The 19,525-nt window shown below is 39.1% G+C and carries 16 protein-coding genes; 4 read left to right on the forward strand and 12 right to left on the reverse strand.

Annotated features, from left to right (window positions below; translation table 11 throughout):
* Positions 1 to 252: 252 nt before the first annotated feature.
* From EGT34_RS01960 to EGT34_RS01970, 3 genes are all read left to right on the forward strand, one after another.
* Complete coding sequence (locus EGT34_RS01960; protein WP_024437485.1) at positions 253 to 1,146, forward strand: acetoacetate decarboxylase family protein; 894 nt, start codon at positions 253 to 255, stop codon at positions 1,144 to 1,146.
* A 49-nt stretch (positions 1,147 to 1,195) separates the two neighbouring features.
* Complete coding sequence (locus EGT34_RS01965) at positions 1,196 to 2,641, forward strand: coniferyl aldehyde dehydrogenase (protein WP_024437484.1); 1,446 nt, start codon at positions 1,196 to 1,198, stop codon at positions 2,639 to 2,641.
* A gap of 83 nt (positions 2,642 to 2,724) precedes the next feature.
* Positions 2,725 to 3,711 (forward strand): NAD(P)H-quinone oxidoreductase, encoded by a 987-nt coding sequence (locus EGT34_RS01970; protein WP_000649782.1) that lies wholly within the window; start codon positions 2,725 to 2,727, stop codon positions 3,709 to 3,711.
* A gap of 147 nt (positions 3,712 to 3,858) precedes the next feature.
* Here the strand turns inward: EGT34_RS01970 and actP are convergent, their stop codons facing one another.
* From actP to abaQ, 12 genes are all read right to left on the reverse strand, one after another.
* The gene (gene actP, locus EGT34_RS01975) at positions 3,859 to 5,511 is read right to left on the reverse strand and encodes a cation/acetate symporter ActP (protein ID WP_024437483.1); all 1,653 of its coding nucleotides are present in this window, start codon (positions 5,509 to 5,511) and stop codon (positions 3,859 to 3,861) included.
* On the reverse strand, positions 5,504 to 5,815 hold the full coding sequence (locus tag EGT34_RS01980) for a DUF485 domain-containing protein (RefSeq protein WP_024437482.1): 312 nt from the start codon (positions 5,813 to 5,815) through the stop codon (positions 5,504 to 5,506). Before EGT34_RS01980 ends, actP begins: the two co-directional genes overlap by 8 nt.
* 27 nt (positions 5,816 to 5,842) lie before the next feature.
* Positions 5,843 to 7,477 carry a long-chain-fatty-acid--CoA ligase gene (locus tag EGT34_RS01985; protein ID WP_031975034.1) on the reverse strand — a complete coding sequence of 545 codons (1,635 nt, stop codon included), beginning with the start codon at positions 7,475 to 7,477 and terminating at the stop codon, positions 5,843 to 5,845.
* 145 nt (positions 7,478 to 7,622) lie between these two features.
* Positions 7,623 to 9,506, reverse strand: a complete 1,884-nt coding sequence (locus EGT34_RS01995; protein ID WP_024437480.1) for a sigma 54-interacting transcriptional regulator — start codon at positions 9,504 to 9,506, stop codon at positions 7,623 to 7,625.
* Positions 9,507 to 9,529: 23 nt separating this feature from the next.
* Positions 9,530 to 10,297, reverse strand: a complete 768-nt coding sequence (locus EGT34_RS02000) for an SDR family NAD(P)-dependent oxidoreductase (RefSeq protein WP_024437479.1) — start codon at positions 10,295 to 10,297, stop codon at positions 9,530 to 9,532.
* An 18-nt stretch (positions 10,298 to 10,315) separates the two neighbouring features.
* Positions 10,316 to 11,476 (reverse strand): acyl-CoA dehydrogenase family protein, encoded by a 1,161-nt coding sequence (locus EGT34_RS02005; protein WP_024437478.1) that lies wholly within the window; start codon positions 11,474 to 11,476, stop codon positions 10,316 to 10,318.
* Positions 11,473 to 12,201, reverse strand: a complete 729-nt coding sequence (locus tag EGT34_RS02010) for a histidine phosphatase family protein (RefSeq protein WP_024437477.1) — start codon at positions 12,199 to 12,201, stop codon at positions 11,473 to 11,475. The genes EGT34_RS02005 and EGT34_RS02010 overlap by 4 nt, the downstream gene beginning before the upstream one ends.
* On the reverse strand, positions 12,194 to 12,538 hold the full coding sequence (locus tag EGT34_RS02015; RefSeq protein WP_024437476.1) for a hypothetical protein: 345 nt from the start codon (positions 12,536 to 12,538) through the stop codon (positions 12,194 to 12,196). Before EGT34_RS02015 ends, EGT34_RS02010 begins: the two co-directional genes overlap by 8 nt.
* Positions 12,535 to 13,524 (reverse strand): phosphotransferase family protein, encoded by a 990-nt coding sequence (locus EGT34_RS02020; RefSeq protein WP_024437475.1) that lies wholly within the window; start codon positions 13,522 to 13,524, stop codon positions 12,535 to 12,537. Before EGT34_RS02020 ends, EGT34_RS02015 begins: the two co-directional genes overlap by 4 nt.
* 162 nt (positions 13,525 to 13,686) lie before the next feature.
* Complete coding sequence (locus EGT34_RS02025; RefSeq protein ID WP_024437474.1) at positions 13,687 to 15,261, reverse strand: aldehyde dehydrogenase (NADP(+)); 1,575 nt, start codon at positions 15,259 to 15,261, stop codon at positions 13,687 to 13,689.
* An 11-nt stretch (positions 15,262 to 15,272) separates the two neighbouring features.
* A complete protein-coding gene (gene araD1 / locus EGT34_RS02030; protein WP_024437473.1) occupies positions 15,273 to 16,271 on the reverse strand; it encodes an AraD1 family protein in 999 nt (332 codons plus the stop codon).
* A gap of 10 nt (positions 16,272 to 16,281) precedes the next feature.
* Positions 16,282 to 17,586: a multidrug efflux MFS transporter AbaQ gene (gene abaQ, locus EGT34_RS02035; protein ID WP_000345069.1), complete on the reverse strand. Its 1,305-nt coding sequence runs from the start codon at positions 17,584 to 17,586 to the stop codon at positions 16,282 to 16,284.
* Positions 17,587 to 17,755: 169 nt separating this feature from the next.
* Between abaQ and EGT34_RS02040 the strand changes: the two genes are divergently transcribed.
* Positions 17,756 to 19,489: an IlvD/Edd family dehydratase gene (locus EGT34_RS02040; RefSeq protein WP_024437472.1), complete on the forward strand. Its 1,734-nt coding sequence runs from the start codon at positions 17,756 to 17,758 to the stop codon at positions 19,487 to 19,489.
* Positions 19,490 to 19,525 lie beyond the last annotated feature (36 nt).

The raw sequence follows: 19,525 nt of genomic DNA on the forward strand, positions 1-19,525 counted from the left end.
AAGTGTAAAAAAATAATTTCTACAGACCTAAAAACTAAAGGTTTTCCTTAGATCATCTAAAAGCTAATCGTCTCTACCTATTCTTATTAAAAGTTATTCTAAATTCGTTACAAGCAGTTTTAATTCTTAGAGAAATAGCATATTGACATTCAAGTGAACTTTAAACTTATAGTAATCCTACAGGCAGAAAGTTGATATCTGCTTTTAAAGATTATCAGCTACTCAGTCGATCAATTTAAAGGTTAACCAATTATGAATACAAATAAAGCGTTCACTGAAGTTGAATTTGGTCAACAGAAAGTTAAAGTTCCAAAAGGTGGTTATTATGACCGCTTTAGAATGAATCCTGATTTAGATGAAGTTGCAAAAGATCCTGCAGCTGGAAATATTGATTTTTTCCGTAGCATTCCTAAAAAGTTAGTTGAATCAAGAGTTGGACCTGTCTGGGCTCCCAACTTTTATTATCGTAGCGGCAATGTGCAAGTTTTGATGCTTGCACCCGTTAAGCTGTTAAAGAAAAAATTACCTTCGCCTCTGGTACCTTTGGAAGCTTTCCCAGGTTATGGACTAGTTGCTCTCACCTTTTTCACTTATACAGTTTGTGATAATGATCCATACGATGAAGCGTCTGTCGCTATTGTCGTGCGTAAACCTAAAGCTCATGGTCCGCATGCTTTAGAGCTGATTAACTCGATTCGTAAACGTCACTTTTATGCGCACGTATTAGCTTTACCTGTCGACACTGAAATAGCACGTGTACGTGGTGTATATGGTTATCAACTTCCAAAATGGCTGGCTGAAATTGATGTAAAAATTGATAAGAAAAAAGTTGAAGCAACACTTTCAACTTACAACAAATTAGATATCAGCCTGACAACCGCAACTCCGTCATTAAAAAGGGTTAAGTCTGAATCCCGCATGGGTAAAACCACAATGTTGCACTCAGTCGATGGTGAATGGCATCAAACTCTAGTGCAAACCAATGTTCTCTCGTTTGGCGAAAAACTTTTTCCACGCAAGGTAAAAGTGACACGCCATGGAGGCCATGTGAGCCAGCTTCTAGATCAGTTGGGTGCATCTACTATTCTTCGTCTTGATGTGATTGAAGATGCTCAGGTCGTATTAAATCTACCGACTAAACTTTAATCATCAGTCAGTTAGCTTAGGATCGTTAAGCTATGTTTTGAGGTTTAAGATGAATATTCTCAATGAAGTAAGCAGCACTTTAAATGCATCAGAGATACTCTCTCGACAACGCAAAGCTTTTTTGAAAGCTGAACCACCAACACTTAAACAGCGTAAAGCAAGCCTTGCAAAGCTTCGTGCTGCAGTCATTGAATATCGTAGTGAATTACAAGTTGCTGCAAGTGAAGACTTTGGACACCGTTCATATCATGAAACAGATGTCATGGAACTTGTCGGTATCGTTCAGGCCATCGATTATTTAACGCGTAATTTACGTCGTTTCATGAAACCGGAAAAGCGTCATGTCAGCTTATTCTATCGCTCGGCTAGTGCTCACATAGAATATCAGCCGAAAGGGGTTATTGGGGTCATGGCTCCTTGGAACTACCCTATTTCTCTTACGCTTATTCCTCTTGCTACAGCGATTGCTGCCGGTAACCGAGCAATGCTTAAACCCTCAGAACTCACCCCTCGAACAAGTGAAGTGATTTCACGCATGCTTGCGGCGAACTTTTCTATAGAAGAAGTTGCGGTTATTTTAGGTGGGCCTGAGGTTGGTGCTGAATTTAGTGCACTACCTTTTGACCATCTATTGTTTACAGGAAGTACACCTGTGGGCCGTAAAGTCATGAAAGCAGCAAGTGATAACCTCGTTCCGCTCACTCTTGAATTAGGTGGTAAAAGTCCAGCGATTGTAGGTCGAGGCCACGTAAACTCGAGAACCATGACCAGTATTGTCTATGGAAAATTATCCAATGGTGGGCAAACATGTGTTGCTCCAGATTATGCCCTTGTTCATGAAGATGATTTAGAAGTATTTATTGAAGAATACAATGCCACAGTCTCTCGATTCTATCCAAACGGGCCAGATTGTGATGATTACACTTCAATTGTCAATGAACGTCATTATGCTCGTTTACAAGGCTTACTTGATAGTGCAAGACAAAATGGCGCACGAATCATTGAACTAGGAGTCAAACCTGAATCGGCAAAGCATCGCGCTCGTACTCTTGTTCCAACACTTGTTGTAGGAGCAAAAGATGATGATGCAATTATGAAAGAAGAAATCTTTGGCCCAATTCTACCCGTGCGTACCTACCGTGATATTGATGAGGTAATTAACTACATCAATGAAAGAAACCGTCCACTCGCCTTATATTATTTTGGTGAAAAAGATGCAGATTGCAAAAAACTACTACGACGTACGACTTCAGGTAACGTTGGTATTAACAATACCTTAATTCATGTGGCACAAGACGATCTACCGTTTGGTGGCATCGGTCCAAGTGGTATGGGTGCTTATCATGGAATTGAAGGTTTCCGTTCTATGAGCCATGCAAAAGGTATCTTTGATCAGGGCCGCTGGAATTTCCCAAGCTTCTTACATGCTCCTTTTGGAAAATTCATGGAGTTAGCACTTGCCATTACCTTGGGTAAGAAAAAAGCTAAATCTTAATTATTTTTCATCCTAAGCGGGATTGCGCACTCAGTCTCAATTCCGCTTATTTAATTAACAATATCTAATAAGGAAACAACTTTATGAAATGTATCACTTTTAACGGTGCTGGCGGCCCTGAAGTTATTACGGTTAGTGAAAGACCTATGCCTGAGTTAACAGATGATGGGATATTAATTGAAGTTGTTGCAGCAGGTATTAACGGTCCAGATGTAATGCAACGAAAAGGTTTGTATGCACCACCGCCTGGTGTAACTGACATTCCTGGCCTTGAAGTTTCCGGAATTGTTAAACAAGTAGGCAAGCAAGTTACTAAGTTTAAAGCTGGAGATGAAGTCTGTGCATTAGTTCCGGGCGGTGGCTATGCTGAATATGTAGTTGCCCATCAAGATAATGTACTCTTCATTCCTGAAGGTCTGACATTAATTGAAGGTGGAATTTTACTAGAAACTTTTATGACAGTTTGGTCACATCTTTTTCAACATGCAAAATTCCGTCCAAACAGTTCAATTTTAATACATGGCGGTACTTCAGGAATTGGTACTACCGCAACGATGTTAACTCGAGCTTTTGGAGCAACCCAAATTTTTACAACAGTTTCGAGCAAAGAACATCAAGAAGCGAGTTTAAAAATTGGTGCTGATGTAGCCATAAATTATAATGAAGATGACTTTGTTGAGGTTGTAAAAAAACATACTGATGGTAAAGGTGTAGATTTTGTTTTGGATATTATTGCTGGAGATTACATCCAGCGAAATTATGAAGTCGCTGCAATGAACGGCACAATATTGCAAATAGGTGTGCTTAAAGGGTTAGCGGATAAAGTCAATATTTTTCCGATGCTTGCTAAACGCCTAACTCATACAGGCGCTACCCTACGCTCTCAATCTGCAGAAGCGAAAGCAGAAGTGATGGCAGCATTGCAAGAAAAGGTATGGCCTTTAATTTCAAAAGGACAGATAAAACCCTTGTTATATAAAACATTTGATCTTGAAGAAGCTCGCCAAGCTCATGAATTTCTTGATCAAGGACAACATGTTGGTAAGTTAGCCTTAATCGTCAAAAAATAAAAACTGAAAGTAAAAAAGACCAGTTAATACTGGTCTTTTTTACTTATAAGTCCAAATTATTATTAATTTATATAGGGAGTCATCTCTCTTTCCTTTACTCTCATAACCCACTCCAGCTATCTTACTTTTGGGATTATTTAATAGACTTTAATGCAAAGGCATTTTTTCAAACGACCCTTGTTGAGCACCAAGCTCTGAACGCACCACTTGTAATTCAAAACCTTGTCTGTCTAACTCAGCTCTTTCACTTTTATCAGTCAAAGACACAACAATACTCACTAAAAAAGCGAGAGGCATTGAAAATAATGCTGGATTATCAAATGGGAATATTGCTTTTTCATGCCCTAAAACACCTACCCAGACCGTAGGTGATAAAACTACAAAGGTAATTGCGGAAATGATTCCTACAAACCCACCAAATATGGCGCCACGGGTAGTTAAATCTTTCCAGTACATAGAAAGAATAAGTACAGGAAAGTTAGCGGAAGCAGCAATACCAAATGTAAGTCCCATTAAAAAAGCGATGTTCATTTTTTCAAATAAGATTCCACATGCTATGGCAATCACACCTAGAACCACTACAGAAAGTCGAGATACAACCATTTCCTGCTTTTCAGTTGCCTTGCCTTTCTTAATGACTTTTTGAAATAAATCATGGGAAATCGCAGAAGCTCCAGCAAGTGCCAAGCCAGCCACCACAGCTAAAATCGTTGCAAATGCTACAGCAGATAAAAAGCCGAGTAATAGATTTCCACCAAGGGCTTTTGCTAAATGCATAGCAACCATGTTACTGCCGCCAATTAAATCTCCACCGAGTTGCCCATCTACAAAATATTGAGGATTAGTGCCTACTATGGCGATGGAAGCTAAACCTAAAATACAAACTACAATGAAGAAGTAACCAATATAACCAGAAGCATAAAAGACTGAACGGCGTGCTTCAGCAGCATTTGGAACCGTAAAAAAGCGCATCAGAATATGTGGTAAACCTGCCAAACCGAAGATCAACCCAATAGACATAGAGAGTGTATTAATCGGGTTGGATAGCATTGGACCTGGTTCTAACACCTTTTGTCCTAATTTATGTGCATTTACGGCAGCCTCAGCCATATTATTTAAACTAAAACCAAACGCTTTAAATGCCAGAAAGACTAAAACGGTTCCGCCAAAGAGTAAAAGAATAGCTTTAACTATTTGTATCCATGTGGTTGCAAGCATTCCTCCGAAAATGACATACACCAGCATTAGACAACCGACCAGCATAACGGCAATTTTATAATCTAGACCAAACAATAATTTAATCAGCTGACCTGCACCCACCATTTGCAAAATTAAATAGCAACACACAACAATAAGTGAACCACACGTTGCCAAAATACGGGTGCGCTGTGGATCTAATCGATACGAAACAATATCTGCAAAAGTATATTTGCCAAGGTTTCTTAGTCTTTCAGCCATTAAGAAAGTTAAAATGGGCCAGCAAACAAAAAAGCCTGTCACATAGATAAAACCATCATAGCCTTTGAAGAAAACCATACTAGAAATACCGAGTAAGGTTGAGGCAGACATATAGTCTCCCGCAATCGCCAAACCATTTTGCTTAGCTGAAATAGCATTACCCGCTGTATAAAAATCTTCTTTCGATACTGTTTTCTTTGCAGCTTTAAAAGTAATAAGTAGTGAAATACCGACTACACAGGCAAACATGATAATAGCGGTCCAATTCCTTGGTTCACTTTGAGAAGCCCAAGCACCGGAGCTAAATAAGGTCAAAATAGTAAAAGCAAAATATTTATTCATAACGATATTCCTTTCTTAATTTTTCTTTTTGTTTGTCAAAGTATTGATTCGTAATAAATATATAAAATCCCGTTATAATCCAGCTCAATACAATAACAACTGCAGCAATTGGTAAACCAATGGTGACTTTGCTTGCTTCTAATGGAATTGCAAGTAATTCGGGGTGAAATGTGGCTGTTCCTATAAAAATAAAGTAAATGCTGAGTACAATTAAGCTTAAGAAAACGGCGAATCGATTTCTCTGCTTTACCATCTTTTTAAATTTCGCATCTAAAACGATATTTGCTTCCTGAGGGATGTTCATATAAAAAATCCTTTTTTATGTTGATCATTATTTACATTCAGCAAAAGCACTATTGGTGAAATAGTCGTGATAACGTTCTCTCAATATTTTTTTACTGATTTTTCCAGTGGGCGTATGCGGTATTTCTTCAACCAATATGGTTGCTGACGGAATGGCCCATTTATGTAATTTGGATGATAGAAAAATGACAATTTCTGAATGTTCAATTTTTTCTTGTGGAGACTTTGGCACCAATATTAAAAGTGGGCGTTCTCCCCATTTAGGATGATTGGCAGCAATAACAGCAGCTTCTGCAACTTTTTCATATCCCATCGCTGCATTTTCAACTTCAACACTACTGACCCACTCTCCTCCCGACTTAATCATATCTTTGGCACGGTCCGTAATATGCATATATCCATATTCATCTATGCAGGCGATATCTCCCGTATCGAACCATTTGCCCTCTTCTTCTCTTGCTTTTGGTTGATTAATATATTGTTTAGCAATTGTATGACCACGTACTTCTAAAATGCCTTCATGCACACCATCATGAGGAAGTAATTGATGATTCTCATCACGCAGTCTCATTTGAATACCGAAGATAGGTTTACCGCATTTAATCGATTGGGTTTCGATATTATTTTTAATTTGGTCTACTCGGTTACACGCTGCCATTGAACTGGTTTCAGTCATTCCCCAAGCATTTTCAACAGAAATTCCATAATGGCTCAAAGACTCAATAAGCGAATATGGCGCAGCTGAACCACCAGATATTGCACGTTTTAAACTGACTGATGAAATATGGTGTTCTTCAAGATAATTTTTAAAAGAATTCCAGATGGTAGGAACAGCCATAGAAATATCTACGTGTTCCGATTGAATCAGATTAAAAATTTTATCGGTTTGTCCAGCAAATGAGTGAGGCCAAACGATTTTCGCCCCCGATAAAACCGCATTAAATGGCATTCCCCATGCACTAATATGATAAAGAGGAACTAAAGGCATAATACAGCTATCATGCGTTAAGCCAATCGCATTTGGCATAGCGAGTATTAATGCATGCAATACAGTACTACGATGTGAATAAAGAACACCTTTAGGATCACCTGTTGTGCCCGAGGTATAGCAAAGGCCACTTGCACGTTCTTCAGGGATATCTGGCCAATCATAATAAGACTGCTCTGGAGCAATGAGTTCTTCATAAAAGACAAAGTCAAATTGTGCTTTTAGGTTTTTATTGGGGTCCCCGAGCACAATAAAATGTTTTATGACTGGCTTTATATTGTCATAAATAGAATCAACTAATGCCAAACAATCTGGTTCAATAATGAGCACTTCATCTTGAGCAGAATTGATAATTTGAATGAGTTGTTCAGGTGCCAATTTAGGGTTAATTGTATGGTAAATTCTTCCCGTACATGGAATGGCATAGTGCAATTCAAAATGCTGATATGAGTTCCATGCCATCGTTCCGACTTTAGCATCAGAACTTATATTTAATCGGTCTAGCGCATTGGCAAACTGAGCTACACGTTCGAAAGCATCTTTATATGTATATCGGTGTTTACTTATCCCATCTGCTTTCAAAGTCACAATTTCTTGATCTGCGTAAACTGTCAAAGCATGCTGCACTATTGAAGTAATATTTAAATTACAATGCATCATTAATCCATTCGTCATTCTTATTTCCTCACACAATTTAGCAACTGATTCAGATGCTTATATGAGTCAATGCAACTATGATGCCAAATTATTTTATTATTATTTTTCAATAACTTAATTTGTTTTATTGTTTTTCTTTTTTGAAAAAATTTCAATTTTGAAATTAGTGATTTATGAGTTTCATTCTACGCCATAAGGTCGTTCGACTAATCCCGAGTTTTTGTGCAGCAAGGTCTAAATCACCATCTACTTCTGCAAGTGTTTGCTCAATCAAACTCAACTCTTGATTAACCTTTACCTCTTTTAATAAAGGTTGCGCCGTGGGCTGATTTTGGGATTGAAATAGCTCAGGTAACTGTTGCTTTAAAAATTCTGGAGTTAAAATTTCATGATCAAGCTGTAACAGCACATTGATTCTTTCAACAATATTTTCAAGTTCGCGGATATTGCCCGGCCAAGAATAGTGTAAAAAAGCCTTCTGTAAAATATTTGGCAAATCATCCAATGATTTTCTATATTTCTCTAGAAAGGAATTTGCTAAATACAAGATATCTTCTTTTCGTTCTTTTAAAGACGGCGTATACACTCTTAAAATATTTAAACGATAGTAGAGATCTGCCCGAAAAGTTCCATTTCGTACTAACTCTTCTAAATTCGCATGAGTTGCAGCAATCACACGTATATCTAAATGATGACTTACCACTGAGCCTAAGCGGTTAATTTGTCTTTCTTGTAAGACTCGTAAAAATCTAGTTTGTAGATGTAATGGCATATCTCCAATTTCATCTAAAAAAAGCGTACCCGTATGAGCAGCTTCAATGAGGCCAATACGCCCATTTTTCTTCGCTCCAGTAAAGGCACCTTCTTCATAACCAAATAGTTCGCTTTCTAACAAGCTTTCTGGAAAAGATGCACAGTTGATTGCAACAAATGGTGCTTTATAACGACTGCTATGGTTATGAATACTTTGTGCTAAAACTTCTTTACCTGTACCACTTTCACCAGTAATGAGAATCGTACTATCCGTTTTTGCGTATGCTTTTGATAACTTGATAATTTGTTGAAAATTAGTGTTCTGCGTCAAAATCTGGTCAAAGGTATATCGCGTATTAAAATTCTTTGATGAAACCTTTCTAAACTGACTATTAGACTGCTCTAATGCATTTAGTTCCTGCACTCTTAAGATATAGCCATCTATGTAGTCATTTTTTAGTTTGGAAATATATACAGCCAGTTTTAAATTTTTAAATTGAACGAGTTGATGACTATTTTCTTGGTCGATATCAAAGTTTAAACCGTCAAAAATTTCGAGTGCTGATTTGTTCAAAACATCTGAAGAGTCCTTTTCAAGTAACGAACTCATTGAGTTATTTATTAAAGAAATCTTTTTTTGCTTAGTGATAAAACAAATACCTTCATTTAAGTGATTAAAGATCTCTGTTAAACGTAAGGTTGAGTACTGTTCTCTACGAATCTTTTCAAGAGTACGCAAGGCATTTTGTAGCAGGTCTTTTAAAGACGGCACACTAATCGCCAAATATCCGACTAGATTTTCATTTAGGGCTAACTCCACTGCAACAGGTGAACCAATAATGGCATCAAAACCTTGATTTTTAATTAAATGAATTGTTTTCTTGGCATCTAAATATGAGTCATAGTTAAATTGTTGTATATCTAAAGCAAAAATATCTGAGTAGTTCTCAAGGTCAACTGTAGATGTATTCCCAACCAAAGCAATGCGCTTATATTGTTTTAAGTTTGATATGGCCTGAATGACATCAAAAGTACCAGTTCGAATAACCTGTATATCAATGTTTAATTTCTTTTGTAGAAAACTTGCTGTTGCACCAGTACATAGAAGAATCTGGCAGCCATTTTCTACCAAGCTTTGAGCAACGTCTTGCACATCGGAAATATGGCATTCCACCAAATCAATTTCATTCGACTCTACTTCACTAATCGCCTGCTCAACCAAAGAACGAAAACCATTAATATTAGGTTTTTTAATATAGGTGACCAAAATATTAATTGGTTTTCGATTAAGCATTTTTTACTCCATTAAAAAACGTTTTATATAGGCGCAGCGCTATGACCGCCATCGACTTTAATTTCGATACCTGTTATGCCTTGACCCGCTTGCGAAGCAAGTAACAGTAAAGGCCCATTTAAGTCATCAAACTCTACAAACTTCCTTGTAGGAATTTTCTTTAAAAGCTGTTGGCCTGCCTCACTCGTTAAATATTCTTCATTAATTTCAGTAATCATATAACCTGGAGCGATGGCATTTACATTTATACCAAATCTAGCCAACTCTACTGCCATAACTTCTGTTAAATGGCGTAATCCAGCCTTTGATGCGCAGTATGGACTAACACCTAGGTTGGTAGACTGAGACAGAATTGATGTAATGTTGATGATCGATCCTTTTCGTTCAGCTTTAATCATATGCTGCACAACTTCTTGTGCACATTGCCAAGGGGCTTTAAGGTTAGTATCTACAATCTTATCCCAATCTTCATCGTTATAGTCTAAGAAACGCTTGGTATCACTCACCCCGGCATTATTAATTAACACATCTATAGTGACTCCTTCAGCTTCTAAAGAACTAAGCATATCTTTCACAGCGGAACGATCATTTACATCTAATGCAAAGGTATAAACTTGTACGCCATATTCATTTTTTATATGCGATTCTAATTCTTTCAATCGCTCTAACCGTCTGGCACAAATAACGATATTGGCACCTGCTTTTGCGAATAATTCAGCTATGTGATGCCCTAGACCGCTTGAAGCACCAGTAATTAAAATATATTTATCTTTTACATCAAAAATATTCATTCTCTTATCCCTGTTTTATTATGCCTGCTTCCCTAATAGTTTTTTGGCTATGCTCATGCGGTGAACTTCATTTGCGCCATCATAAATTCTAAAACCTCGCGCATCTTTAAAAATCTTGCAGACCACTGATTCATCCGTCATGGCCTGTCCACCTAAAATCTGAACTGATCGGTCCACCACACGCCAGATACCCTCAGAGCTGATCACTTTAACTAGGCTCGACTCGTAATTTCCTTTCTCACCCAAATCTAAAACCTGCGCACAATAGTGAACGGCTAATCGAGTTGTTAAAATATCCATTTCATTGTCGGCAAGCATAAAACCAACGCCTTGGTGGTCACCTAATCTCTTACCAAAAGATTGGCGTTCTCGTGCATATTGAGTAGCGATATCATGTGCTCTCCTTGCTTGTCCCAGCCATCTCATACAATGTGTTAAACGTGCTGGTGCAAGGCGAACTTGAGCATATTTAAAACCTTTACCAATTTCACCCAAAACGTTTTCTTTAGGTATACGTAAATTCTCAAAGCGTAAAATACCGTGCCCGCCTGAAAAGCATGAATCCATAGCATTCATATTTTTTTCTAATATAAAGCCTTCAACGTTTGTGTCTGTTAGAAACATTGAAGCAGAGCCATCTTCCATTTTTGCCATAATAATCGCAACGCTCGCTCCATCGGCTCCTGTAATTAACCATTTACGGCCATTAATAATATAGTCATCGCCATCTGCAATTGCCGTTGTTTGAAGCATGGACGGATCCGAGCCAGCACCGGGTGCAGGTTCTGTCATGGCAAAGCAAGATCTAATTTCTCCAGCTACCAGTTTTTTTAACCATCTTTCTTTTTGTGCATCATTTGCCACAACATCTAAAAGATGGATATTTCCTTCATCTGGCGCATGAATATTTAACGCGATTGGGCCTAAAGCAGAGTATCCTGCTTCTTCGAAAGCTACAGCCTTTTGCAGATGCGACCAACCAAGTCCTCCCATTTCTCGACTTGCATGAGGAGTTAGCAGCCCCCAACTACGCGCCCGACTCACCAATTCTTGGCGTAAAGCTTCACTAGGGCCATGGCTATCTTGGCGAGGATCACTTTCTAATGGAATCACCTCTTGCTGAATAAATTCTCTAACTTTCTGTTGTAGCTCTAATAATTCATTAGATAGTGTGATCATGAGCTGAGCTCCTTTAATTTAAAGCCTTGAGTCGCGATATAAGTTTCATACACATCATCCATAGCGCTATTAAATAGCTCATTTTTAATCAGATTGTACGGCGTGAAATTTTGAAGCTTGATTCGTTTGCTTATTACCTTTTGATTTTCAATCGTCAGATCAAGAATGTTTAAGCAGCCATAATCTTGTTCCTGCGAATAAACATCTTTGAAGTCATGTCCATAAACCCAATTAATGAGTATTCGATTTACAATATCGTGTGAAGAAATGAGGATATTCTGGTCTTTGTGTGCTGTTAAAATCATGTTTTCAAACCATGTCAGTACACGAGTAATAAAGAGCGACCAACTTTCGCCTTGTACAAATAATTCAAGATTATTTTTATGGAACTGATAGGCCTTTTTGATTTCCAGTTCAGCACGATCCAATGAAATTTCTCTTAAACGTCCTGCTCTTATTTCTCGAATATCATCGAATGAGTGAATTTCTTTATGCTCGTTTTGATAGCGCTTCAAAATTTCGGCTGTCTGAATCGAACGAGGCATGGTAGATGAGTAAATTTTTTCAAAATTAACAACTTGTAATTGATGAGCCAGTTGTTGTATTTGCTCTATTCCTCGTTCGGATAACTGTGCAAATTTCGGATTAATCGGATTATTAGCTGCATCAAAGTATGAAACATGCCCATGTCGAACCAAATAAATTCGTAGCCGATATTTATCCATGATTGGCCACCTTCGGTTCAGTAATTTTTAATTCTTCCAAATTCAGGGCTTTTAATGTCTCAAAAGTTTGATCCGATTGTTTACCTTCACGGATATCGCTAATAAACAATTGAGTTGCCTCATCAATATCTTTAATTGGAAATGAAAAATAATCTTGTAAAATGCCTGAACGATGCAATGTACAAGTATCTTTTTGCAAAATATAAGCCTGCAAAATTTCTAAGCTTCTCATGAGCATTAACAAGTTATATTTCTGCCTGCCCGATTGCGGTAAAAGCTCATTTTTAATGACGGCTTGGCTAGCTTTGATCAGGTCAATTATCTTTTGCTCGCTCATTCTTTTTCTCCCAATATTTCCAAGATATTTTTTTCAAGGCGGGGAACTAAAAATTCCGTTAGGGCTAATTCGAGTGATGGAGTATCCATCTCGTTGTTTCGGTCAGACTGCTGCATCGCAATAATTGCCCATCGAACATGAGACAGTACATGCCAAAATTTCATTTCAAATTCAGGGATATAAATATCGGAAATCTCAGCGTAAGCTTTCGCAAAGTCTTTATATGAACCTATTCCCCCCGCTATATTTTCATCTTGACCAAAACGCCAACATTTAGAGGTAAACCATCCTAAGTCTTCTCTTCGATCTCCCCATTGCGTAAATTCCCAATCTAAGATTCCTGAAATTTGGTCATCATTAATCATGATGTTACCGATGCGGTAGTCGCCATGAACTAACACCAAATCATCGACTTTTGGAAGATTGTTGAACATCCACTGAATAGCGTACTCTAAGATTGGACGATGTCTTTTTAAGTGATCTAGTTGATCCAGAAAATCTTTAAGCTTGTTTTCTAGATATTGATCTTTATCCGGTTTAGGAAGTAGTTTCTCTAACACTTCATCTGATTGAATGGCATGAATTAAGGCAAGTTGTTTACCAATGTCTTGAGTAATCTTTTTACGTTTATCTTCTTCTGCAATTCGAACTAATTTATGGCCTTCTGTGACACCTTCAATTTTTTTCATAATGAAGAAATCACTATTTAAAAAGTTAGGCGACTTCTTAAAATAAAGTGGTTCTGGCACCTTAATACCAAAATGATATAACCGATCTAAAAGTAAAAATTCTTGCTCACGATCTGAGCTGGCCTCTACACTAGATTCGGCATTTTTTCGTAACACTAATTCGAAATCTGGAGATTGAACTAGCCAATTTTCTTGGATAGCTCCACCACTCATTTTTCTTAACTGAATTTCATGAGGTATTAGCCCTAAACTCTCCTGCAATATCCCACTTAATTGCAGTATATGATTAGCATTCATTATTCACTCCTTGTAACTATTTTAATTGGAGCAAATTGCATGCCACTATTTTTAATATTAAAATCAATCACTTAAAAATAAAATATTATTTCAAATATGAAAATTATTTCACATTTGAAATTGACTATGAAAAAGAGACCATCATCTGGTCTCTTTTTAGTTTTAGATCGCTTCTCTAGTCATCTCACCATTGACCAATCTTAAAATCTGCAACGGATTGCTGTCTTTTAAAGCCTCTGGCAATAAATTTTGCGGATAGTTCTGGTAACACACAGGGCGCAAGTAACGGTCAATGGCTAAGGTTCCGACTGAAGTGCCTCGTGCATCTGAAGTGGCTGGGTATGGCCCGCCGTGTACCATCGCATCACAGACCTCAACACCTGTTGGGTAGCCATTTATGAGTAATCGACCAGCTTTTTCCTCTAGCGCAGGAACTACATCTGCAAACTCGGTTAAGTCAGCTTCATCAGCAATTAAAGTCGCAGTTAGTTGCCCATTCATGCTTTGTAGTGCCTGAATGAGTTGGGCTTTATCTTCAACTTCAATGATGACTGTGGTTGGCCCAAAGATTTCTTCTTGTAAAAGCTGGTCACCTGCCAGCAATAATTCAACATCAGCTTTAAACAGTTGTGGCTGAGCCTGATTACCTTGTTGAGTTTGACCTGCCAAATGCTTGATGCCTTGATGCTCGGTTAAGTGCTCAAGACCAGCGGTATAACTTTTTAAGGTTCCGGCATTGAGCATAGTCTGTGCAGGCTTAGCCCCCATAATTTCAGTCAGGTTGCTAATGAGCTGACTAAATTCAGCTGATTTAATACCTAAAATTAAACCCGGATTGGTACAGAACTGACCACAGCCTAAAACCACTGAATCAGCCAAGTCCTGTGCAATTTTTTCACCACGGTTTTTTAAGGCCTCAGGCAGCATTAACATCGGGTTAATACTGCTCATTTCTGCAAATACAGGAATCGGTTGTGGACGGGCTGCTGCCATGTCACATAAAGCCCGTCCACCACGTAGTGAACCGGTAAAACCCACAGCCTGAATTAAAGGGTGCTTAACCAGTGGTTCACCCACGCCATTACCGTAGATCATGTTAAATACACCTTTAGGCATATTTGATTTTTCTACGGCACGCTCAATTGCCTGCGCTACAAAGTCTGCTGTCGCCATGTGTCCACTATGGGCTTTCACCACTACAGAGCAACCTGCTGCCAGTGCCGAAGCAGTGTCACCACCTGCAGTTGAGAATGCTAAAGGAAAGTTGCTTGCCCCAAAGACTGCCACAGGGCCAACACCGATTTTAATCTGACGCAAATCTGGGCGTGGTAAAGGCTGACGCTCAGGCAAAGCGGTATCAATACGGGCACCTAAAAAATCACCACGGCGCAGCACTTTGGCAAATAAACGCATTTGTCCACTGGTCCGGGCACGTTCACCTTGTAGGCGTGCAAATGGCAAAGCAGTTTCCTGTGACACGATTTCAAGAAAATCTGTACCCAAAGCATCGAGCTCATCGGCAATATTTTCTAAAAAAACTGCACGCTGTTCAGGTGAGGTATGGCGGTAAGTCTTAAACGCTTGACTGGCTGCTTCACAGGCCTGATTCACCTCTTGTTCTGTTGCATGGTGAAACTCATAAGGCAAAGTTTCACCAGTCGTAGCATGAATACTTTTTAATAAAGTTGTACCTTGTGCGCTGCGTGAACCGCCAATAAAGTTGTGTCCAATGACCATTTTTATATTCCTTAGAGAGTAATAACTGAACCGATCGGTAATTCGGGTTGCATATGAGCAAGTTTGTTTTTGAGTGGATGACCGAACTCTTTCATTTCAATTTCAAACTCATCATTAACTTGTGCTTGAATACCATCGGCAAAAGATAGAGTCGCTGTACCGAAATAATGGATATGTACATCCCCTGCTTTTAAGAATTGTTGATACTTAAAGTGGTGATATTCCAGATTTGCCAAGCTATGACACATATTGTCTTCACCCGACAAAAACTCTTTTTCCCAAATGATTTGTCCATTACGGCGCAAGCGGCTGGTTCCGACTAAATGTTTTGGTAGTTCACCTGTCCGTAAAGCCGGACCAAAACTACAAAAACGTAATTTTGAATGCGCCAGATATAAATAATTACGACGCTCCATCACGTGATCAGAATATTCATTGCCTAGCGCAAACCCGATTCGGTAAGGCTTTAGGTCTTCGCCAATAACATAGAGGCCTGCGATTTCAGGTTCTTCGCCGCCATCTTCGGCAAATGGGGGTAAAGGCAGCTCTGCTCCCGGTCTTACCACAATTGAACCATCGCCTTTATAAAACCATTCCGGTTGCGCACCGATCTGACCTTCTGCTGGACGCCCCTTTTGTAGCCCCCATTGAAATATTCGCATAGTGTCGGTCACCGAGTTGTCATCACTTAAATTTTGTTGATGCATTTTGTCGCGTGCAGATGCAGAACCTAAATGGGTTAAACCTGTACCGGAAATTAAACAATGCGTTGGATCTGGATGGTCTAAAGGCGGCAGTACCTTTAAATCTGCTAATAAAGATGAATAATCATAAGTTTCGGACTCAAACCCTAACGCCTCAACTTGTTGTTCCAGTGAAACTTTATTGCGGATTGCTAAAAGTGCTAAATCACGAACCGATTGAATATCTTTAACCGGATATGCCATGTTGCCTTCTACTTTCGCGACGGCACGTTGATTTGCACGATTTTCAAATTGAATAATTTGCATGTTTTATTCCTTACAAAGGCTTTTGAATATTCACTGTTTGTGTTTTTTGACGTTCGAGCTTGGCATAGACGATGTAAGTCAAAATCAAGCCAAAAAGCATGACGATAGATAAGAAATACAAACCAGCAGCCATATTTCCCGTGTATTCTTTTAAAAGTCCGATCCCAAATGGACCGACATAGCCACCTAAATTTCCAACAGAGTTAATTAAGGCGATACCAGCCGCTGCACTTGCACCTGTTAAGAAACGACCCGGTAATGTCCAAAACACGGCAGTCGATGAAAATAGACAGAACGCAACTACAGCCAAAGCTGCCAACTGCATAACTGGAGAATTTAGCCAACCACTTAAAAACATTGCACAAGCACCTAGTGCATACAGAAAACTTAAGTGTCCGTAACGATCGTTCAGGCGGTCAGTACTACGCGGAATAATGAGGAGTCCAATAATTCCAAAAATATAGGGAATGCTAGATAAGAACCCAATTTGAATATCACTACCTCCGCCAAATTGCTTAATAATGGTAGGAAGCCAGAGATTTAAACCATAAATACTTAAAGTTACCGGTAAGTAGTAAAGTGCTAATAAAAGTACGCGTTTGTCTTTTAAAGCATGTAGTGGATTGGCATGTCGGGTTTGGTCATATTCGGCTTCATCTTTAACGAGTTCATTTTTAAGCCATTGTTTTTGTTCAATGCTTAACCATTTCACTTTATCAATGTTATCGGGCAGCCACAAAAATGTAGGTAAAGCTAATAAAACTGCGGGCAAGCCAACTGCAACGAACAACCATTGCCAGCCGTGTAAATTTGCAATGCCATCCATTCCAAGTAATAGACCAGCTAAAGGCCCTGCAATCATCATGGCAATCGGTTGTGAAAGCACAAACATTCCCATGATTTTTCCGCGATGTCGCACCGGATACCACTGTGTAATTAGGTATAAAACACCAGGAAAAAAACCCGCCTCTGCTACACCGAGTAAAAACCTTAAGAGATAAAAACTTTTAGGGCCTTGAATAAGCGCCATGGCCATGGTGATGAGGCCCCATGTTAATAAAATGCGGGTAAACCATTTACGAGCACCAAATTTGTCTAAAAGCAAATTACTTGGAACTTCAAAAAGAAAATATCCAATAAAAAATAAGCCAGCTCCTAGACCATAGGCAGCATCACCAATTCCTACATCGGCACCCATATGCAAATGAGCGAACCCGACAGCGGCACGATCAATATATGCCACCAGATATAGTATGACTAATGCAGGTATTAGCTTAAACGTGACCGTCCGTATTACATCCTTTTCGAAATCCATGTTCGACTCCATTTCCTATTATTTACTTATAGAGCATCTTGCTCGTAAATTATCCTTTCAATTTAAAATATAGTAATACTATTTAAATTTCAAACCTTTTAAAAATAAAATTTATGGTGTATTTTTAAATTAATTAATTCTAATAGTAATACTATATAGGGAAATTTGTATGAATAACAAACAAGCTCTTCGTTCGGCTGCCTGGTTTGGTACAACGGATAAAAATGGCTTTATGTATCGTAGCTGGATGAAGAACCAAGGAATTCCAGATCATGAGTTTCAAGGCAAACCCATCATTGGAATTTGTAATACGTGGTCTGAACTCACCCCATGTAATGCGCATTTTCGAAAAATTGCCGAACACGTAAAAAAAGGGATTTTAGAAGCGGGCGGCTACCCTGTTGAGTTTCCTGTATTTTCAAATGGTGAGTCGAATTTACGTCCTACCGCCATGTTTACCCGTAACTTAGCCAGTATGGACGTCGAAGAAGCGATTCGTGGTAACCCTATTGACGGTGTGGTGTTACTGACAGGTTGTGACAAAACCACCCCTGCATTATTAATGGGAGCTGCAAGTTGTGATATTCCTGCCATTGTAGTGACTGGTGGACCAATGCTGAATGGTAAGCACAAAGGTAAAGACATCGGTGCAGGTACTATCGTTTGGCAAATGCATGAAGAGTTAAAAGCAGGAAAAATTGATTTAAATGAATTTCTATCTGCCGAGTCTGGTATGTCACGCTCAGCTGGTACATGTAATACCATGGGCACGGCTTCTACAATGGCTTGTATGGCTGAAGCCCTAGGCACTTCTTTACCCCACAATGCGGCCATTCCAGCGGTAGATTCTCGTCGTTATGTGTTGGCTCATCTTTCTGGTATGCGTATTGTTGATATGGTTCATGAAGATTTACGCCTTTCTAAAATCTTAACCAAAGAAGCTTTCGAAAATGCGATTAAAGTCAATGCAGCTATTGGTGGTTCAACCAACGCCGTAATTCATTTAAAAGCAATTGCTGGACGCATTGGGGTTGATTTACAACTTGATGACTGGAACCGTGTTGGCCGCGGCATGCCAACCATTGTCGACTTACAGCCTTCGGGTCGTTTTTTAATGGAAGAGTTCTATTATAGCGGCGGCTTGCCAGCCGTGATTCGTCGCATGGGTGAAGCCAATCTCTTACCACATCCTCAAGCTTTAACCGTAAACGGTCAAACCATTTGGGAAAACTGCCAACAGTCACCTATTTATAACGATGAAGTGATTCGGAAAATAGATAATCCAATTCGACAAGATGGCGGTATGTGTATTTTGCGCGGAAATTTAGCGCCTAAAGGTGCGGTGCTTAAACCATCTGCTGCCACACCGGAGTTGATGAAACACCGTGGTCGTGCAGTCGTATTTGAAAACTTCGATGATTATAAAGCCCGCATTAATGACCCAGATCTAGATGTCGATGAAACTTGTATTCTTGTGATGAAAAATGCCGGCCCTAAAGGCTACCCGGGCATGGCCGAGGTTGGAAATATGGGCCTACCACCAAAAATTTTAGCCAAAGGCATTACCGACATGGTTCGTATTTCTGATGCACGAATGAGTGGAACAGCGTATGGTACGGTCGTTTTACATGTTGCCCCTGAAGCCATGGCGGGTGGGCCTTTAGCCGTAGTTCAAAATGGTGACTTCATTGAACTTGATGCCTATGCTGGAAAACTTCACCTAGAAGTGAGTGATGAAGAACTTAAGCAACGTCTAGAAAATTTAGCACCACCAGCTCCACCAAGTTTTATTGGCGGTTACCGTAAGCTCTATGTAGAACATGTTTTACAAGCCGATGAGGGTTGTGATTTTGATTTCTTGGTCGGTTGCCGTGGCTCAGAAGTCCCACGTCATTCCCATTAATATTTATTCTTGAAAAAGATGATCTTGTTAAAACAC

This window comes from Acinetobacter sp. FDAARGOS_558, from assembly GCF_003937785.1.
GTDB classification, from domain to species: domain Bacteria; phylum Pseudomonadota; class Gammaproteobacteria; order Pseudomonadales; family Moraxellaceae; genus Acinetobacter; species Acinetobacter baumannii.